General features: G+C 68.7%; 12 protein-coding genes. 2 read left to right on the forward strand and 10 right to left on the reverse strand.

The annotated features are described in order from the left end of the window. Window positions 1-4: 4 nt before the first annotated feature. The 7 genes from DYZ02_RS05500 to DYZ02_RS05530 all read right to left on the reverse strand — a co-directional run bounded on the left by DYZ02_RS05500 (window position 5) and on the right by DYZ02_RS05530 (window position 7,301). A complete protein-coding gene (locus DYZ02_RS05500; RefSeq protein WP_115685343.1) occupies window positions 5-691 on the reverse strand; it encodes a demethylmenaquinone methyltransferase in 687 nt (228 codons plus the stop codon). 32 nt (window positions 692-723) lie between these two features. After that, a complete protein-coding gene (locus DYZ02_RS05505) occupies window positions 724-1,923 on the reverse strand; it encodes a glycosyltransferase family 4 protein (protein ID WP_115685344.1) in 1,200 nt (399 codons plus the stop codon). A 67-nt stretch (window positions 1,924-1,990) separates the two neighbouring features. Continuing rightward, window positions 1,991-2,419: a DUF3592 domain-containing protein gene (locus tag DYZ02_RS05510; protein WP_115685345.1), complete on the reverse strand. Its 429-nt coding sequence runs from the start codon at window positions 2,417-2,419 to the stop codon at window positions 1,991-1,993. Next, on the reverse strand, window positions 2,416-4,035 hold the full coding sequence (gene menD, locus DYZ02_RS05515) for a 2-succinyl-5-enolpyruvyl-6-hydroxy-3-cyclohexene-1-carboxylic-acid synthase (protein WP_115685346.1): 1,620 nt from the start codon (window positions 4,033-4,035) through the stop codon (window positions 2,416-2,418). The genes DYZ02_RS05510 and menD overlap by 4 nt, the downstream gene beginning before the upstream one ends. A gap of 3 nt (window positions 4,036-4,038) precedes the next feature. Further along, complete coding sequence (locus DYZ02_RS05520) at window positions 4,039-4,581, reverse strand: hypothetical protein (RefSeq protein ID WP_115685347.1); 543 nt, start codon at window positions 4,579-4,581, stop codon at window positions 4,039-4,041. Between the two features lie 77 nt (window positions 4,582-4,658). Then, entirely contained in the window at window positions 4,659-6,227 is a 1,569-nt protein-coding gene (locus DYZ02_RS05525; protein ID WP_245945848.1) for an SLC13 family permease, read from the reverse strand. Between the two features lie 123 nt (window positions 6,228-6,350). Further along, window positions 6,351-7,301 (reverse strand): o-succinylbenzoate synthase, encoded by a 951-nt coding sequence (locus DYZ02_RS05530; RefSeq protein WP_115685349.1) that lies wholly within the window; start codon window positions 7,299-7,301, stop codon window positions 6,351-6,353. 234 nt (window positions 7,302-7,535) lie between these two features. On the opposite strand from DYZ02_RS05530, the gene DYZ02_RS05535 reads away from it, so the two are divergent. After that, complete coding sequence (locus DYZ02_RS05535; protein ID WP_115685350.1) at window positions 7,536-9,179, forward strand: NAD-dependent epimerase/dehydratase family protein; 1,644 nt, start codon at window positions 7,536-7,538, stop codon at window positions 9,177-9,179. 93 nt (window positions 9,180-9,272) lie between these two features. On the opposite strand, the gene DYZ02_RS05540 is transcribed toward DYZ02_RS05535, so the two are convergent. Then, the gene (locus DYZ02_RS05540; RefSeq protein ID WP_115685351.1) at window positions 9,273-11,441 is read right to left on the reverse strand and encodes a catalase; all 2,169 of its coding nucleotides are present in this window, start codon (window positions 11,439-11,441) and stop codon (window positions 9,273-9,275) included. A gap of 270 nt (window positions 11,442-11,711) precedes the next feature. Between DYZ02_RS05540 and DYZ02_RS11660 the strand changes: the two genes are divergently transcribed. Next, complete coding sequence (locus DYZ02_RS11660) at window positions 11,712-11,843, forward strand: hypothetical protein (protein ID WP_281268975.1); 132 nt, start codon at window positions 11,712-11,714, stop codon at window positions 11,841-11,843. Window positions 11,844-11,853: 10 nt separating this feature from the next. Here DYZ02_RS11660 and DYZ02_RS05545 read toward each other — a convergent pair whose 3' ends face one another. Both DYZ02_RS05545 and feoB read right to left on the reverse strand, forming a co-directional pair. Then, complete coding sequence (locus tag DYZ02_RS05545; RefSeq protein WP_115685352.1) at window positions 11,854-12,114, reverse strand: FeoC-like transcriptional regulator; 261 nt, start codon at window positions 12,112-12,114, stop codon at window positions 11,854-11,856. Further along, window positions 12,115-14,052: a ferrous iron transport protein B gene (gene feoB / locus DYZ02_RS05550; protein ID WP_115685353.1), complete on the reverse strand. Its 1,938-nt coding sequence runs from the start codon at window positions 14,050-14,052 to the stop codon at window positions 12,115-12,117. Window positions 14,053-14,057 lie beyond the last annotated feature (5 nt).

Raw genomic sequence — 14,057 nt, forward strand, 5'->3', positions numbered from 1 at the left:
TTGATTAGGCCTTGACGGCGCTGTGCAGGGCGACGATACCGAGCGAGAGGTCCTGCCAGCCGGCGTCCGTCCACCCGCTGCGGTTGATCACCGCGGCGAGCTCGTCCTGGTGCGGCCACGCGCTGATCGATTCCGCCAGGTACTCGTAGGCCTCCGGGTTCGAGGAGAACACCTTGGCCACCAGGGGGAGCACGCGCGGCAGGTACTCCTTGTAGATGGTGCGGAACACCGGCACGATCGGGGTGGAGAACTCGTTGACCAGAAGGCGGCCGCCCGGCTTGGTCACGCGCGCCATCTCGCGCAGCCCGGCCTCGAAGTCGTGGACGTTGCGCAGGCCGTAGGAGATGGTCACGGCGTCGAAGGTGTTGTCGGCGAAGGGCAGGTACATCGCGTCGCCGACTACCTTGGGCACGTCGCGGTCCTTCCCGGCCGCCAGCATGCCCTGGGAGAAGTCGCAGGCCACCACCCACGCACCCGACTTCGCCAGCTCCACCGTCGACACCGCGGTGCCGGCCGCCAGGTCGAGCACCTTTTCCCCCGGCTTCAGGCCGAGGCGCTCGCGGGTGCGGCGGCGCCAGTAGTGGTCCAGGCCGAACGACAGCACGGTGTTGGTGATGTCGTACTTGCTGCCCACCGCGTCGAACATCCCGGCGACGTCGAAGGGCTTCTTATCCAGGTCTGCCTTGGCCATGAGCGCCTAGTCTACAACCCGGCCGCCGCGGGCTACGCAGAGCGCGAGGGGCGCAGCTTGCGCGTCCAGTCCGGCACCGCGAAGCGGCGCCCGAACAGCTCCACCGTGCCCCGGTTGTACCCGGCGATCGCCTTGCCGTAGTAGCCGAGGAGCTGCTCGCACAGTGCGGCCCACGTCTTGTCCGCCACGGATTCGCGCGCGTTGGCCCGCAGCTCGGCGTGGCGCACCCCGTCGAGGAGGTAGCCCGCGGCGCTGGGGAGGTCCTGGGTGAAGGTGGGGACGTCGAGAAGCAGCCCGTTGTAGCCCTCCTGGATGAGGTCGATAGGCCCGCCCGCGCGGGGCCCGATCGTGGGCACCCCGCTGGCCTGCGCCTCCTGGATCGCCTGGCAGAAGGTCTCGAACTCGCCGGTGTGCACGAACAGGTCCAGGCTGGCGTAGGCGCGGGCGAGCTGCTCGCCGCCGAGCGCGCCGGTGAACACCGCGTTGGGTAGCTTCCGCTCGAGGCAGTCGCGCTCGGGCCCGTCTCCGACGATCACGAGCTGCACGCTGTCGTCGTCGACGAGCGCCGCCAGCCGGTGCACGCCCTTCTCGGCGGCGAGGCGGCCGACGAAGCCGACGATCTTCTTCCGCCCCGTCGGGTCCCACTGGCGGCGCAGCACCTCGGAGCGCTTCGCCGGGTGGAACAGCTCGGTGTCCACGCCGCGGCCCCAGTGGTGCACGTCGCGGATGCCGTGGGACTCCAGCTCGCGGATCGCCTCCGAGGACGGCGCCAGCGTGAGCTCGCAGCGGTTGTGGACGTTGCGGGTCCACTCCCACGCCATACTCGACAGCAGGGAGAGCTGGTACTGGGTGGCGAAGCCCGCCACGTCCGTCTGGTAGAGCGCGACGGCCGGAATGCCCATCTGGGAGGCGGCGAAGGCGCCCGCCCCGCCGAGGACGAAGGGGCTGGCCAGGTGCACCACGTCCGGCTTGAAGTGGCTAATCGCGTTGACCACGGCGGTGGTGGGCACGCCGATGGGCAGCGAATCGACCAGGGGGATCATCACCGTGGGCACGCGGACAATCTCGAAACCGAGGTAATCCGGGATTTCCTCCTGGAACTCCCTCGCCCCCGGCGCGACGACGATCGCGTCGTGGCCCTGCGCGTGCAGGTGCTCCAGCACGCGGAGAACCGAGTTGGTCACTCCGTTGACGTTGGGGAGGAAGGACTCCGCGACGATGGCGACACGCATGGTTGAAACCTTTCACACCTGGCCGAAAGGGCCGTGCACAGGGGGAAAAATCCGAGTGAACTTCTCTTTAAGGCAGTGTAACTTTGTTTTCCCTGCCAAAGCAGAGGCCGATGGCGAGCCACCCCGCCCCCGCCACCAGCGTGGACACGGCCCACACCGACAGCGCCGGCAGCACCGCGAGCGTCCAGCCGCGCCCCTCCACCTTCACCAGGTCGGGGTCGGACGTGGAGTAGGTCACCCACACCCGCTGGTCCTCCCCCAGGCCCGTCGGGTAGAGCAGCCCGTAGCGCGGCGAGTGGTAGCGGCCCTGCTCGTCCTGGTATTCGGCGGAGGTGCGCAGCCAGTTCACCCCCGTCACCGTGGCCATGCCGCGGCCGGGGTCGCGCATGATGCGGGCGTCGTTGAGCGCCGGGCCGGCGACCATCACCACCGAACCCAGCACGGCGCACGCGTAGAGCGCCATGACGAGCTGCAGCAGGCGGCGCCGCCAATTCATCGGCGCAGCCTCTCGGCCAGCGCACGGCGCGTGGCCCGGGTGGTCGGGGCCTCAATGACGGTGATCGGCTCGGCCTCCTCGTCCATCAGCGCCTCCAGCAGCTCGGGGATGCTTTCCGCCCGGCGATAGGCGGCGCCATAGGCCTGGGCAAGCTTGTCGACGCCTACCCCGTGCGCCGTCCCGAACGCCCGCTCGAAGTCCCGCCTGAGGTTGTCGGCGCCCGGCTCGAGCGTTTCGAAGATCCCGCCGCCGTCGTCGTTGGCCACCACGATGGTCAGGTTGCCCGGGCGCGGCTCGTCGGGCCCAATGAGCAGGCCGTTGATGTCGTGCAGGAAGGTCAGGTCACCCATCAGCGCCACGGTGCGCGGGGCGCGGATGTCCGCCGGGTGCAGCACCTGGGTGGCCAGCGCCACGCCGACAGCCTGGGAGACGGTGCCGTCGATGCCCGCCGCGCCGCGCGCGCTGTACGTGGACACGCCGTCGAAAGGCAGGCCGACGAAGCTTGCGTCACGCACCGGGTTCGACGACCCGAGCACGAGGGTGTCGCCCACGCCCAGGGTGTCGGCGACGGCGGCGGCGACGTGCAGGCCGGTGAACCCGTACTGCTCGTCGGCCAGGGCGTCGCGCACCGTCTGCGCGCCGACGTCGCCGGCGGCCTCGCAGATCTTCAGCCACGTGTCGCTCGGTTGCCCGGTGGCGTTGACGCGGCTGCCGCGGCGCGTCGGCCGGCCCGTAAAGGTCTCCGTGCGGCTGACCCCGATGACCTCGATGTCCGGGTCGGCGAGCAGCGCCATGACGTCGCGGTGCAGGGTCGGGTGGCCCACCACGACCACCTGCTCCGGCTTCGTCGAGGCGGCGAAGTCGCCGCCGTCGTGGCTGATGGCCACCTCGGACTGCGCGAAGAAGCGCGCCGCCAGCGGGTGGACCTGGTGGAAGGGCGTCGGCGCGGTCGGCTCGGCGATGGTGGGCACGTGCTCGAGGCCGGGCACCTCCCAGGCCTCGTCGCCGGCGATGACAAGGGTGTCGCGGCCCAGGTCCACGTCCACCGCCCCGTGGTCCACCCAGATCGGCGGCGTGCCCAGGCGGCCGGGCCCGACGCGGCGCGGCGCGCCCGCAGGCTCCGGCAGGGCGTCGGGCACGAGCGGGGTGTCCAGGGCGACGTTGACGTGCACCTGGTCTTCCGTGAAGTCGAGCTGGGGGACGTCGTCAAGCGTGGCGACCTGCTGGGTGCGCGCGTAGCGGCCGAAGATTCCCTGCTGCCAGATGGTCTGGCTGGCGCCGGTGCCATGCAGGCGCTCGGGGCGATCCGCGCTGACCACCGCGAGCGGGGTGTGGGACATGTGCGCCTCCACCATCGCGGGCAGCGTGTTGGCCACGGCGGTGCCGGAGGTCATCACGACGGCCACGTGGCGCCGCTGCACCCGCGCCAGGCCCAGGGCGGTGAAGGCGGCGGAGCGCTCATCGATGCGCACGTGCACCGTCAGGTCCCGGCGCGCCAGCAGCGCGTACGCCAGGGGCGAGTTGCGCGAACCCGGGCACAGAACCACGTCGGTGACGTGCTCCGCCAGCTTCTCGACGACCTTCGCCGCCACATCCATGCTGATGCTGTCGTTCATGCCCTACCGCCCCTGGATGGCGCGGTCCGCCTCGTTGAGCAGGCTGTCGATGAGCCCGCCGACTTCGTCCTGCACCTGCGTCGGGACCTCCGTGGGCAGCTCGCTCGGCAGCGCGGGCTCGCTGCTCGGGCCCCGCTCGGGCAAAAGACTCGGGCGCTTCGTGGTGGTCACCGTGGAGGTGGCCGTCTGCGTCTGGGTGACCGTCACGGTCTCCGGCGGCTGGTTCGCCTCCTCGGCGGCACCGCGCCACAGGAACATGAACACCACCGCGGCGAGGGTGGCCAGGCCCGCGATCACGCCGAGGGCGACGGCCGCGGTGTTGGAACGCTCCTTGGCCGGAGGGTAAGCGGGCTCCGCGTAGACGGGCTCAGCGTAGGCAGGCTCTGCGTAACGCTGCTCGTAAGCCGGGTTCTCGTAGTAGCTGGTCTCCGGGGCCTGCTGCGCGGGGTCCGGGAAGTACTGCCTGGGCCTCTCCGGCCGCGGTGGCTGGTTCGACGCCTGCGGCTCCCGCCGGAACTGGCGGGTTTCGTCGTCGTTGGGATTCATAGGGACAGGGTAGCGCGTGCCCCCGGCTGGAGAGGTGGCCGGGAGGCACGCGCGGGGGCGTCGCTAAACGAGCTAAGCTACAGCACCATCCCGAATACCGGCACGGCGATGAAGTAGGTGGCCAGCGAGATCAGCACCAGCGCGATGGCGTTGAGCCACACGCCGCCCTTGAGCATCTCGCCCATCGTGACGTAGCCGGAGGAGTAGGCGATCGCATTGGGCGGGGTGGCCACCGGCAGCATGAAGGCGCAGGTGGCGGAGAGGGCGACGGGGATGGCGAGCAGCAGGACGTTCATCTCGGTGGCCCCGGTCAGACCGATGCCGACGGCGACGCCGCCCATGATCGGCAGGAAGGTCGCGGCGGTGGCCGTGTTGGAGGTCAGCTCGGTCAGGCCGAGGACGAGGGCGGCCACGGCGAGGATGAGCAGGAAGGTCGGCAGCACGGCCAAGCCCTTGGCGGCCTCGCCGATCCACAGCGACAGGCCGGTCTTGGTGAACATCGAGGACAGGGACAGGCCTCCGCCGAAGAGGAGCAGGACGTCCCAGGGCAGCTCGTTGGCCGTCTTCCAGTCCAGGATGCGGGTGCCGTCCTTCTTCGCGGGGACGATGAACATGAGCAGGCCGGCGATGATGCCCACCACGGCGTCGTCGTAGGGGAAGCCCCACCCGAAGTAGTCGATGCCCAGTGGGATGAGGATCCAGCTCAGCGCCGCGATGAGGAAGATCGTTCCGACGGCGACCTGCGGGAAGGTCCACGGGCCGAGCTGGCGGATCTCGTCGCGGATGAGCTCGCGACCGCCCGGGATCTGGTCCACCTCAGGCTTGAACACGGTGATGAGCACGAACCAGGCGATGAAGGTGAACACGATAGCGACGGGCATGCCCACAAGCATCCACTGCCCGAAGCCGATGGTGATGTCGTGCGCCTCCTTCATGTACCCGGCCAGCAGGGCGTTGGGCGGGGTGCCGATGAGGGTGCCGAGGGAGCCGATGGAGGCCGAGTAGGCGATGGCGAGCATCAGGGCGGTGGCGAACTTCTTCTGGTTCTGCATCCCGCCCACGCTCTCGGCGGTGAGGGTGAGCACGGAGACGCCGATGGGGAGCATGACCACGGCGGTGGCGGTGTTGGAAACCCACATGGACATGAAGCCGGTGGCGATCATGAACCCGAGGATGATGCGCTTCGGGCTGGTGCCCACCAGGGAGACGACAACGAGGGCGAGGCGCCGGTGCAGGTTCCAGCGCTGCAGGCCGAGCGCCATGAGGAAGCCGCCCATGAACAGGAAGATCGTGGAGGAGGCGTACGGGCTGGAGACGTCGCTGAACTTGGCCACGCCAGCCAGCGGGAAGATGGCGATCGGCAGCAGCGCGGTGGCGGCCAGCGGGATCGCCTCTGTCATCCACCACACCGCCATGAGGACGGTGACGGCGGCGACGACGCGCATAGCCCCAGCGTCGTAGGTGGTTTCCGGGTCGGCGCCGGAGGAGTTGGCCACGGTGTCGGCAGCCCCGGCCGGGAAGATGAGGTAGACCAGCAGCGCCAAGAGGACGCCGGCGATGAGGCCGATTGCTTGCCGACGCCACTCCTGCGGCTCGGGGGCGGGGGCGAGGTCGCCCTCCGAGAGGCGTCCTGATTGGTGGGTCACGGGGGTAGACACGGCGAATCCTTAAGCGAGGTGGGGAGTTAATGCTCTACCCCCCACACTTTAGGAGCCTCCCCCACACCGAATAAAAAATCCCGGGCCCCGAAAAGTGTTGTCTCTCGGATTTCACCCCCGAAGATGGGGGTAGCTCTCGCGGACGCGCCGGAACCACCAGTCGCGCCGCGGCCCGGGGGCGCGCAGCCCGTGGAGCCGCTCCGGGTCGGGGGTGGTGCGGGTGACCTCGAGGCGGCTCCCGCGCAGCTCCCGCGGGGCGGCGACGTCCTCGACGAACAGCCGTTGCGTGGCCAGCCCCGCGGCCCGCGAGCCGGTCAGCTTCGCCGCAACCAGCCCAGCGTCAATGCCCACGGCTGTGTCGAGGGCGCTGGCCACCGTCAACGACAGGCCCAGCTCTTCTCCGATCGCGACCAGCCTGCGCACCCCTCCTAAAGGGGCAGGCTTCACGACGCCCACATCCGCCGCCCCCGCCTCCACCACGCGGTACGGGTCGGCGGCGCGCCGGATGGACTCGTCCGCCGCGACCGGCGTGGCGGTGCGCCGGCGCACCTCGGCGAGCTGCTCCACCGTGGCGCAGGGCTGCTCGATGTACTCCAGCTCCCCCAGCGCGCGGGCGGCAGCCACCGCCTCCTCGACAGACCAGCCGCGGTTGGCGTCCACGCGCAGGGTGGCGTCCGGGCGCGCACGGCGAACGGCGGTGACGCGGGCTATGTCGTCGTCAAGCGACTGGCCCTTCTCCGCCACCTTGATCTTGAAGGTGCCCACCCCCGGGTAGCGGTCGAGCACCTCGGGCACCCGTGAGGCGGGCACCGCGGGCACCGTCCCGTTGACCTCGACCCAGCCGTGCGCCTCGGGCAGACCCGTGAACGCAGCCTCGAGGCCCGCCGCAAGCCAGCTCGCCGACTCCTCCGGGCCGTACTCCACAAACGGCGAGAACTCACCCCAGCCTGCGGGCCCCTCGATGAGCAGAGCTTCGCGGGTGGTCACCCCGCGGAAGGTAACGGCCATGGGCAGGGCGACCACGTGGGCGCGCTCGAGGATGCTGTCAAGGGTGGGGAACATACCCCCAGGCTAGTTCTGGTTCGGGCGCGGGCGGAGTAGCGCGCACGATCCCGGCGATACGAGCCACTACGACCGGACTGAAAATCGTGAGGTGAAGCTGCGCGCCGGACGGCCAACCGAACCGGCCGCGCCATTTTCGTGTTTACTGGACCTCACTAATTAGCACATCCTTATATGGACCCCCGTTACCAGCTCGGCGGGTCTGACCAGAGAAGAGTAAGTGAGGTCGACAGCATGAAAATCGCAATCACGGGAGCATCCGGCAACGTCGGAACCGCGCTGCTGCGCGCGTTGCACAACGACAACTCCGTTACCGACATCGTGGGCATCTCGCGCCGCACTCCACCCGAGGACGAGGAACCCTACGCCGGGGTGGAGTGGCACAGCATCGATGTCGGTGCCGCCGACGAGAAGCAGACGATTTCCGCCCTCGCCAACGCGTTTGCGGGCGCCGATTCCATAGTCCACCTGGCCTGGATCATCTACCCCAATCACGACCGCGAACTACTGCGCCGCGTCAACGTGGAGGGGACGCGCCGCGTGCTCGAGGCCAGTGCCCGGGCCGGGGTGAAACACGTCGTCGTCGCCTCCTCTATCGGCGCCTACAGCCCGGATAAGGCTCGCAAGGACGTCTCCGATTCGAAAGACACCCCACCGCTGCGTCGGGAGGATTTCCCGGCCCGTGGCATTGCGGGTTCGCACTACAGTGAGGACAAGGGGGCGGTCGAGGAGCTGCTCGACACCTTCCAGGCCGCCCACCCGGACATCACTATTGCGCGGCTGCGCCCGGGACTGATCTTCCAGGCCGACGCCGCCTCCGAGATCCAGCGTTTCTTTCTTGGCTCCGCTGCCCCGGTACAGCTGGCGGGCCGGGGCACGATCCCCGTCCTACCCCTGCCGCGCGGTCTGCGCGCCCAGGCCGTGCACGCCGATGACATCGCACAGGCGTACCGTCTGGCCGCCACCACGGGTGCTTCGGGCGCATTCAACATCTGCGCCGACGACGTTCTTTACCCGCAGGACTTCGCCGATCTCCTCGGCGCCGGAACGTTCTTTGAAGTCCCCCCGGTCGCCGCACGCGCCGCCGTGTTCGCCGCACACCGCTCAGGTGCCCTGCCCATGGATCCCGGCTGGATCGACATGGCCATGGGCGTCCCCCTGATGGACACCACCCGCGCCAAAACCGAACTCGGCTGGACCCCCACCCGCACAGCGAAGGACACAGTACGCGAGCTTCTCGACGCCATGACCGCCGGCACCGGCCACAACTCGCCGAGCCTGTGGGCGGAGGACGACGACACGAAATCCCTGCCGCATCTCGGTATCACCGTCGCGGAGGCCGTACGCGCGACGAGGGTGGGCTCCGTCTCTCCGCAGATCGACGCCAAACTGCTGGAACGTTACCTGGGCAACCACCTCACCGGCGCGCGCGGCGCGGTGGAGCGGCTGGACATGATGACCCTCAACTACCAGGACACCCCCGTTTTCCCGCAGATCGCACGCATCGCGATCGAAATCCGCGCCGACCGCGACTTCCTCGAGCGGCTCACACGCGAACTCGGTCTGAGCCCGAAACCGGTGCAGGGTGCTGCGGCATGGGCCGGTGAGATGGTGGGGCGCCTGAAACCGAACGGCCGCGTGGCGAAACGCTCGCCCCTGGCTCTGCTACTGGAATCCGAAATGATGCGCTCCGCTGTGATGGGCAAGATCGGCGGTTGGGAAACTCTACGGGACAATTCGGCGGACCTCGGCCTCGAGCCCGGTATCTTCGACGACCTCATCGACGCCGCCCACGGCCAGCTCCAGCTGATCTCGGACATCCATCACCACGCCTCTCTCACAGCCCTGCGCCAGGACCGCGAGACCTACAGAGGCTAAAACCCACGGCTCGCGCAACCACTGGGCGAGCACCATCCGAAAGCGAAGCCGCACACGCCCATGCGGACGTGTGCGGCTTTCTGCACTGTTGGACTAGCGCTCCCAAACGCGGTGACCCGCGAGAAGCTCGGTCACCGGGGACACGGCCTTGTCCGCCGTGTCCACCGACACGATGCCAGGCTGGTTGGCAGGCACACGCGCGGCCTCGAGGGCTGCGGAACCGTCCTTGCCAACGCAGACGATCGCCTTCTTGTGCCGCTCGAATTCACCCAGCATGGTGGCAACTTCCGGCGTGGCTGGCGGGTTGACCACCACGACAGCGTCGAACTCGATGGAACGCGCGGTGAGGTAGGTACGGGACACCGACACCTCCGCGCCGTCGACGGTGAGCGTGCCACCCTTGTCGCAAATCAGCAGTGGGGTCACGCTGGCGTCGAAGAGCGTATTCATAAGCTCACCCACTCCGTCGACCGGTGCGTCGGAGCTGACGAGGATGGCGACCTGTCGACCGTCAATCGGCCAGGTCTTGCCCAGCTGCGACACGGCCGGGGACGGCGTAACCTCCGCAACCTTCTGCGGGGCCGGGTGCGGCAGACCGAGGTTGTCGGCGACGGACTCGGCCAGGCCCTGGTCCACGTGAGCCAGAACGTCGAGATAGCGGGTCTTGATCGCCTCCTCGTAGCACTTGCCCAGCTCGAAAGAGAAAGCATCGGTGAGGTGCTGCTTCTCCACGTCCGTCAGGGACAGGTAGAACATGCGCGGCTGCGTGAAGTGATCGTCAAAGGATGCCGGGTTCTCACGGGTGATGTGGCCCTCGACTGGTTGGGGCACATCAATGAACGCACCCTCCTCGACGCTGGCCTCGGTCGGGTTGCCACCGTCCAAGCTGTTCGGCTTGTACGGGGCGACACCGGTGTGCGCGCCCTGTTGATACATGCCGTCGCGGAAATTGTCGTTGACAGGCGCGTGCGGGCGATTGACCGGCAACTGGGAAAAGTTCGGGCCACCGAGCCGACTGATCTGGGTGTCCAGGTAGGAGAAGAGACGGGCCTGCAGCAGCGGGTCATTGGTCACGTCGATGCCCGGAACGAGGTGGCCCGGGTGGAAAGCGACCTGCTCAGTTTCCTCGAAGTAGTTGCCCGGGTTCTTGTTCAAGGTCAATGTGCCGATAATCTCAACCGGGGCGAGCTCCTCCGGAACAATCTTCGTCGGGTCGAGCAGGTCGATACCCTCGAACATCTGCTCCTTCGTATCCGGAAAGACCTGGATGCCCAGATCCCACTCCGGGTAGGCGCCGGCCACGATGGCGTCGGCGAGGTCCCGGCGGTGGAAATCCGGATCGACACCACCGGTGATCTGGGCTTCCTCCCACACCTGGGAGTGCACACCGAGACGCGGTTTGAAGTGGAACTTTACCAATGTCGTTTCGCCGGCATCGTTGATCATGCGGAACGTGTGGATACCGAAGCCCTCCATGGTTCGGTAAGAGCGCGGGATGCCGCGATCCGACATGTTCCAGAACGTGTGGTGCGTTGCCTCGGTGTGCAGGCCCACGAAATCCCAAAACGTGTCGTGGGCACTCTGCGCCTGCGGGATCTCACGGTCCGGGTGAGGCTTGGCGGCATGGATGACATCCGGGAACTTGATGCCATCCTGAATAAAAAACACGGGGATGTTGTTGCCCACCAGGTCCCAGGTGCCCTCGTCGGTGTAGAACTTCACACCCCAACCGCGGGTGTCGCGCACGGTGTCTGCGGACCCGCGGGAGCCCAGCACGGTAGAGAAGCGCACGAAGACCGGTGTCTCCTTGTTCTTGGCGAATACACCGGCTTTCGAGATCTTCGAGGCGGCGCCATTGGCCTTGAACACGCCGTGCGCCCCTGCACCACGCGCGTGCACCACGCGCTCCGGGATGCGCTCATGGTCGAAGTGGGTGATCTTCTCCCGGAAGTGGTGATCCTGCATGAGCAGCGGTCCGCGCTCACCCGCGCGCAGCGAGTGGCTCGTCTCCCCCAGGCGCGCACCTTGGGCTGTGGTGAGGTACTCGCCCTGCTGAGCGCGGGGGTCGGGATCACCGGCTCCAATATGGAAGGGGCAACCGGTCGGAGAGTAGGCAGCCGGGGGAGTCTGCGCCTCAGTCGGCTGGGGAGGGGTGGTCGGCCCGGTCGGCTCGGACGCCTGGGGAGTGTGGCCTCCAGGGGTTCCAGGAGCCGCATCGCCCTGCGGGGATGCGGCGGGCGGGGAAGAATCTTTTTGCGCCATTACCTGCTCCTATTCGATAAACGTAATGAGTTGCACACCCATGGTAGGCGCACTCGCCCACTCGTGCAGAGCAGGGGAAGACCGCGGCGGGCGCGGCCCTCGCCCATCGCTCAAATAGCATCAGAAAGACCTCGCGATACACCCGCTCACGCGGCTCTTTGTACGAGTGGAGCACGAGCACGCGCCCGGCCGGCCATGTTGAAGCCCCGTGACGGCGCAGGTACCTTCCGCGGTGAAACCATCCCCAGGGACAATTCAAGGGCTTAACCCGTGAAAAACCTGCTCCTGCGCGCCGTCCCCACGCAGCAGTGGCAGCGCGATGCGCTGAGCGCACTGCTCATCCTCACGTTGCCCAGCTCAATCGCCTCGCAGTGCACACTCCTTGCCACCCGGGCCTGCTAGCAATCTTCGGCTAGTCGAGCCCCGGCGTCCGGCCGAGCACGAGTGCCACCGGGCCCTGCTGGATCGAGCACGCTCCGTTGGAGGAGCAGCTGCCGCAGCCGCCGGCGGCGCAGCTGGAGTTCAGGCCCTCCCGGCGCAGCTTTCCCATCGCCTCGAGGCGCTCGATCACAGCGTCGACGGTGGAGCGGGTCAGGCCGGTGCGCTGCGCGATGTCGGCGCGCCCGGTGGCGCCGGCGCGGATCTCGTTCATCACGGCGGACATGGGGCCCATCTACAGCACCCCCTTGAGAATCTGGAAGGTGGCCACCGCCAGCACCCAGGCGGTGCTGAGCTGCACGGCCAGGCCGAACATGGCCCATTTCATGCCGATTTCCCGGCGCTGCGCGGCGAGGGTGGCCACGCACGGGGTGTAGGCGAGCAGGAAGATCATAAACGCCCACACCGCGGCGACGGCGTGCCCGCCGGAGGCCGCGTCGAAGTCGGCGCGGATGCGCTCCGCCAGAGCGGAGCGGCCCTGCTCCTCGGGCGCCTCGGCCGAGGGGTCCTCAAGCGAGTAGGTCTGCGCCCAGCTGGAGATCACGGCCTCCTTGGCCACGAACCCGGTGATCAGCGGGCCGGCGAGCGACCACGAGCCGAAGCCGGCGGGCTCGAACACGGGAGCAATGGCCCCGGAGACCGTGCCATAGACGGAGTCCTCGGGGACGACCTCCCCGAAGTTTTCGCCCGGGCGTGCCGGGGTGGACTGCAGCGCCCACACCACCACGACGGTGGCGACGATGATCTTGCCGGCGGTTTCGAGGAACCCGCGGAGGCGCGTCCACATCACCGTCAGCGCGATGCGCGGCACCGGCCACTGGTAGCTGGGAAGATCGATGACCAGCGGGTCCGACCCCATCGTGCGCCACAGCAGCTTGTGCATGGCCAGGCCAGCGAGGACGACCAGGGCGATCGAGATGACGTACATGGCAAACACGACCGTTCCCGCGTTGCGCGGGAAGAAGGTGGCCGCCAGCATCACGTACACCGTCAGGCGCGCCGAGCAGGAGGTGAAGGGGACGAGGAGTGCGGTCATGCGGCGCTGGCGCGGGTCGCCCAGCACGCGGGTCGCGGAGATCGCCGGCACGTTGCAGCCGAAGCCCACGATGAGCGGGATGAACGCCTTGCCCGGCAGGCCGATCGCGCGCATCATGCGGTCGGCCACCACGGCGGCGCGGGCCATGTATCCGGAGTCCTCCAGCACCGCGAGGCAGAGGAACATGAGGCCCATCAGCGGCACGAAGGTGAGCACCATGCCCACGCCGGCGATGAGGCCGTCGACGATCAGGCCCTGCAGCCAGCCGATATCCGGCAAAAGGGCACGGGCGGCGTCCGAGACCGGCCCGGCGAAGAACGCGTCCAGCCCGTCCTGCAGGGGCGCGGCGACGGTTGTGGTGATCTGGAAGACGCACCACATGGCGAACAGGAAGATCAGCGGCCCCGCGACGGGGTGGAGCACCACGCGGTCCACCGTCTCGGTGAGCGTGGGGCGCGGCTCGTTGCGCACCGTGGCGGCGGCGACGGCGTCGTCGACCCAGGCAAATCGGGCGTCGGCAAGCTCAAGCTCGTCTGCCTCCCCCACCGGGCGGATCGTGGACGCGGGAAGCGCGAGCTGCTCCTCCACGGCCTCCCGCAGGCCGTCGAGCTCGCGCCGGCGGGGGTCGACCTGCACGACCGGCAGGCCCAGCCGCTGCGACAAGGCGGCGGCGTCGACCTCCAGGCCCTGCGCGGCGGCGACCTCGGACTTGGTCAGCACCACCACCACGCGGTACGGGTGCTCCGCGACCTGCGCGGCGAGGTAGAGCCCGCGCGCGATGTTCGCCGTGTCCACCGCCACCAGCACCAGGTCGGGGCGATCGTCGGCGGGCCGCTCGAGCAGCAGCTCGCGGGTGAGCTCCTCGTCCGGGCTGACCGGGTCGAGGGAATAGGCACCCGGGAAGTCGATCACCGCGTACTCGCGGCCGGCGCGCCACAGGCCCCGCGCCACCTCGACGGAGGTGCCGGGCCAGTTGCCCATCTTCACCCGGGCACCCGTCAGGGCGTTGAACAGCGTGGACTTGCCCGCGTTCGGCGCCCCGATCAGGGCCAGGATCGGTGCGGTCGGCGGGGCCGCGACAACGCCGGCGTCCTCGCAGCGGCACGACGGGGCGGCCGCGAAATCACTCGCGCTCATCGCGG

The organism is Corynebacterium senegalense, from assembly GCF_900411315.1.
Lineage (GTDB): Bacteria > Actinomycetota > Actinomycetes > Mycobacteriales > Mycobacteriaceae > Corynebacterium > Corynebacterium senegalense.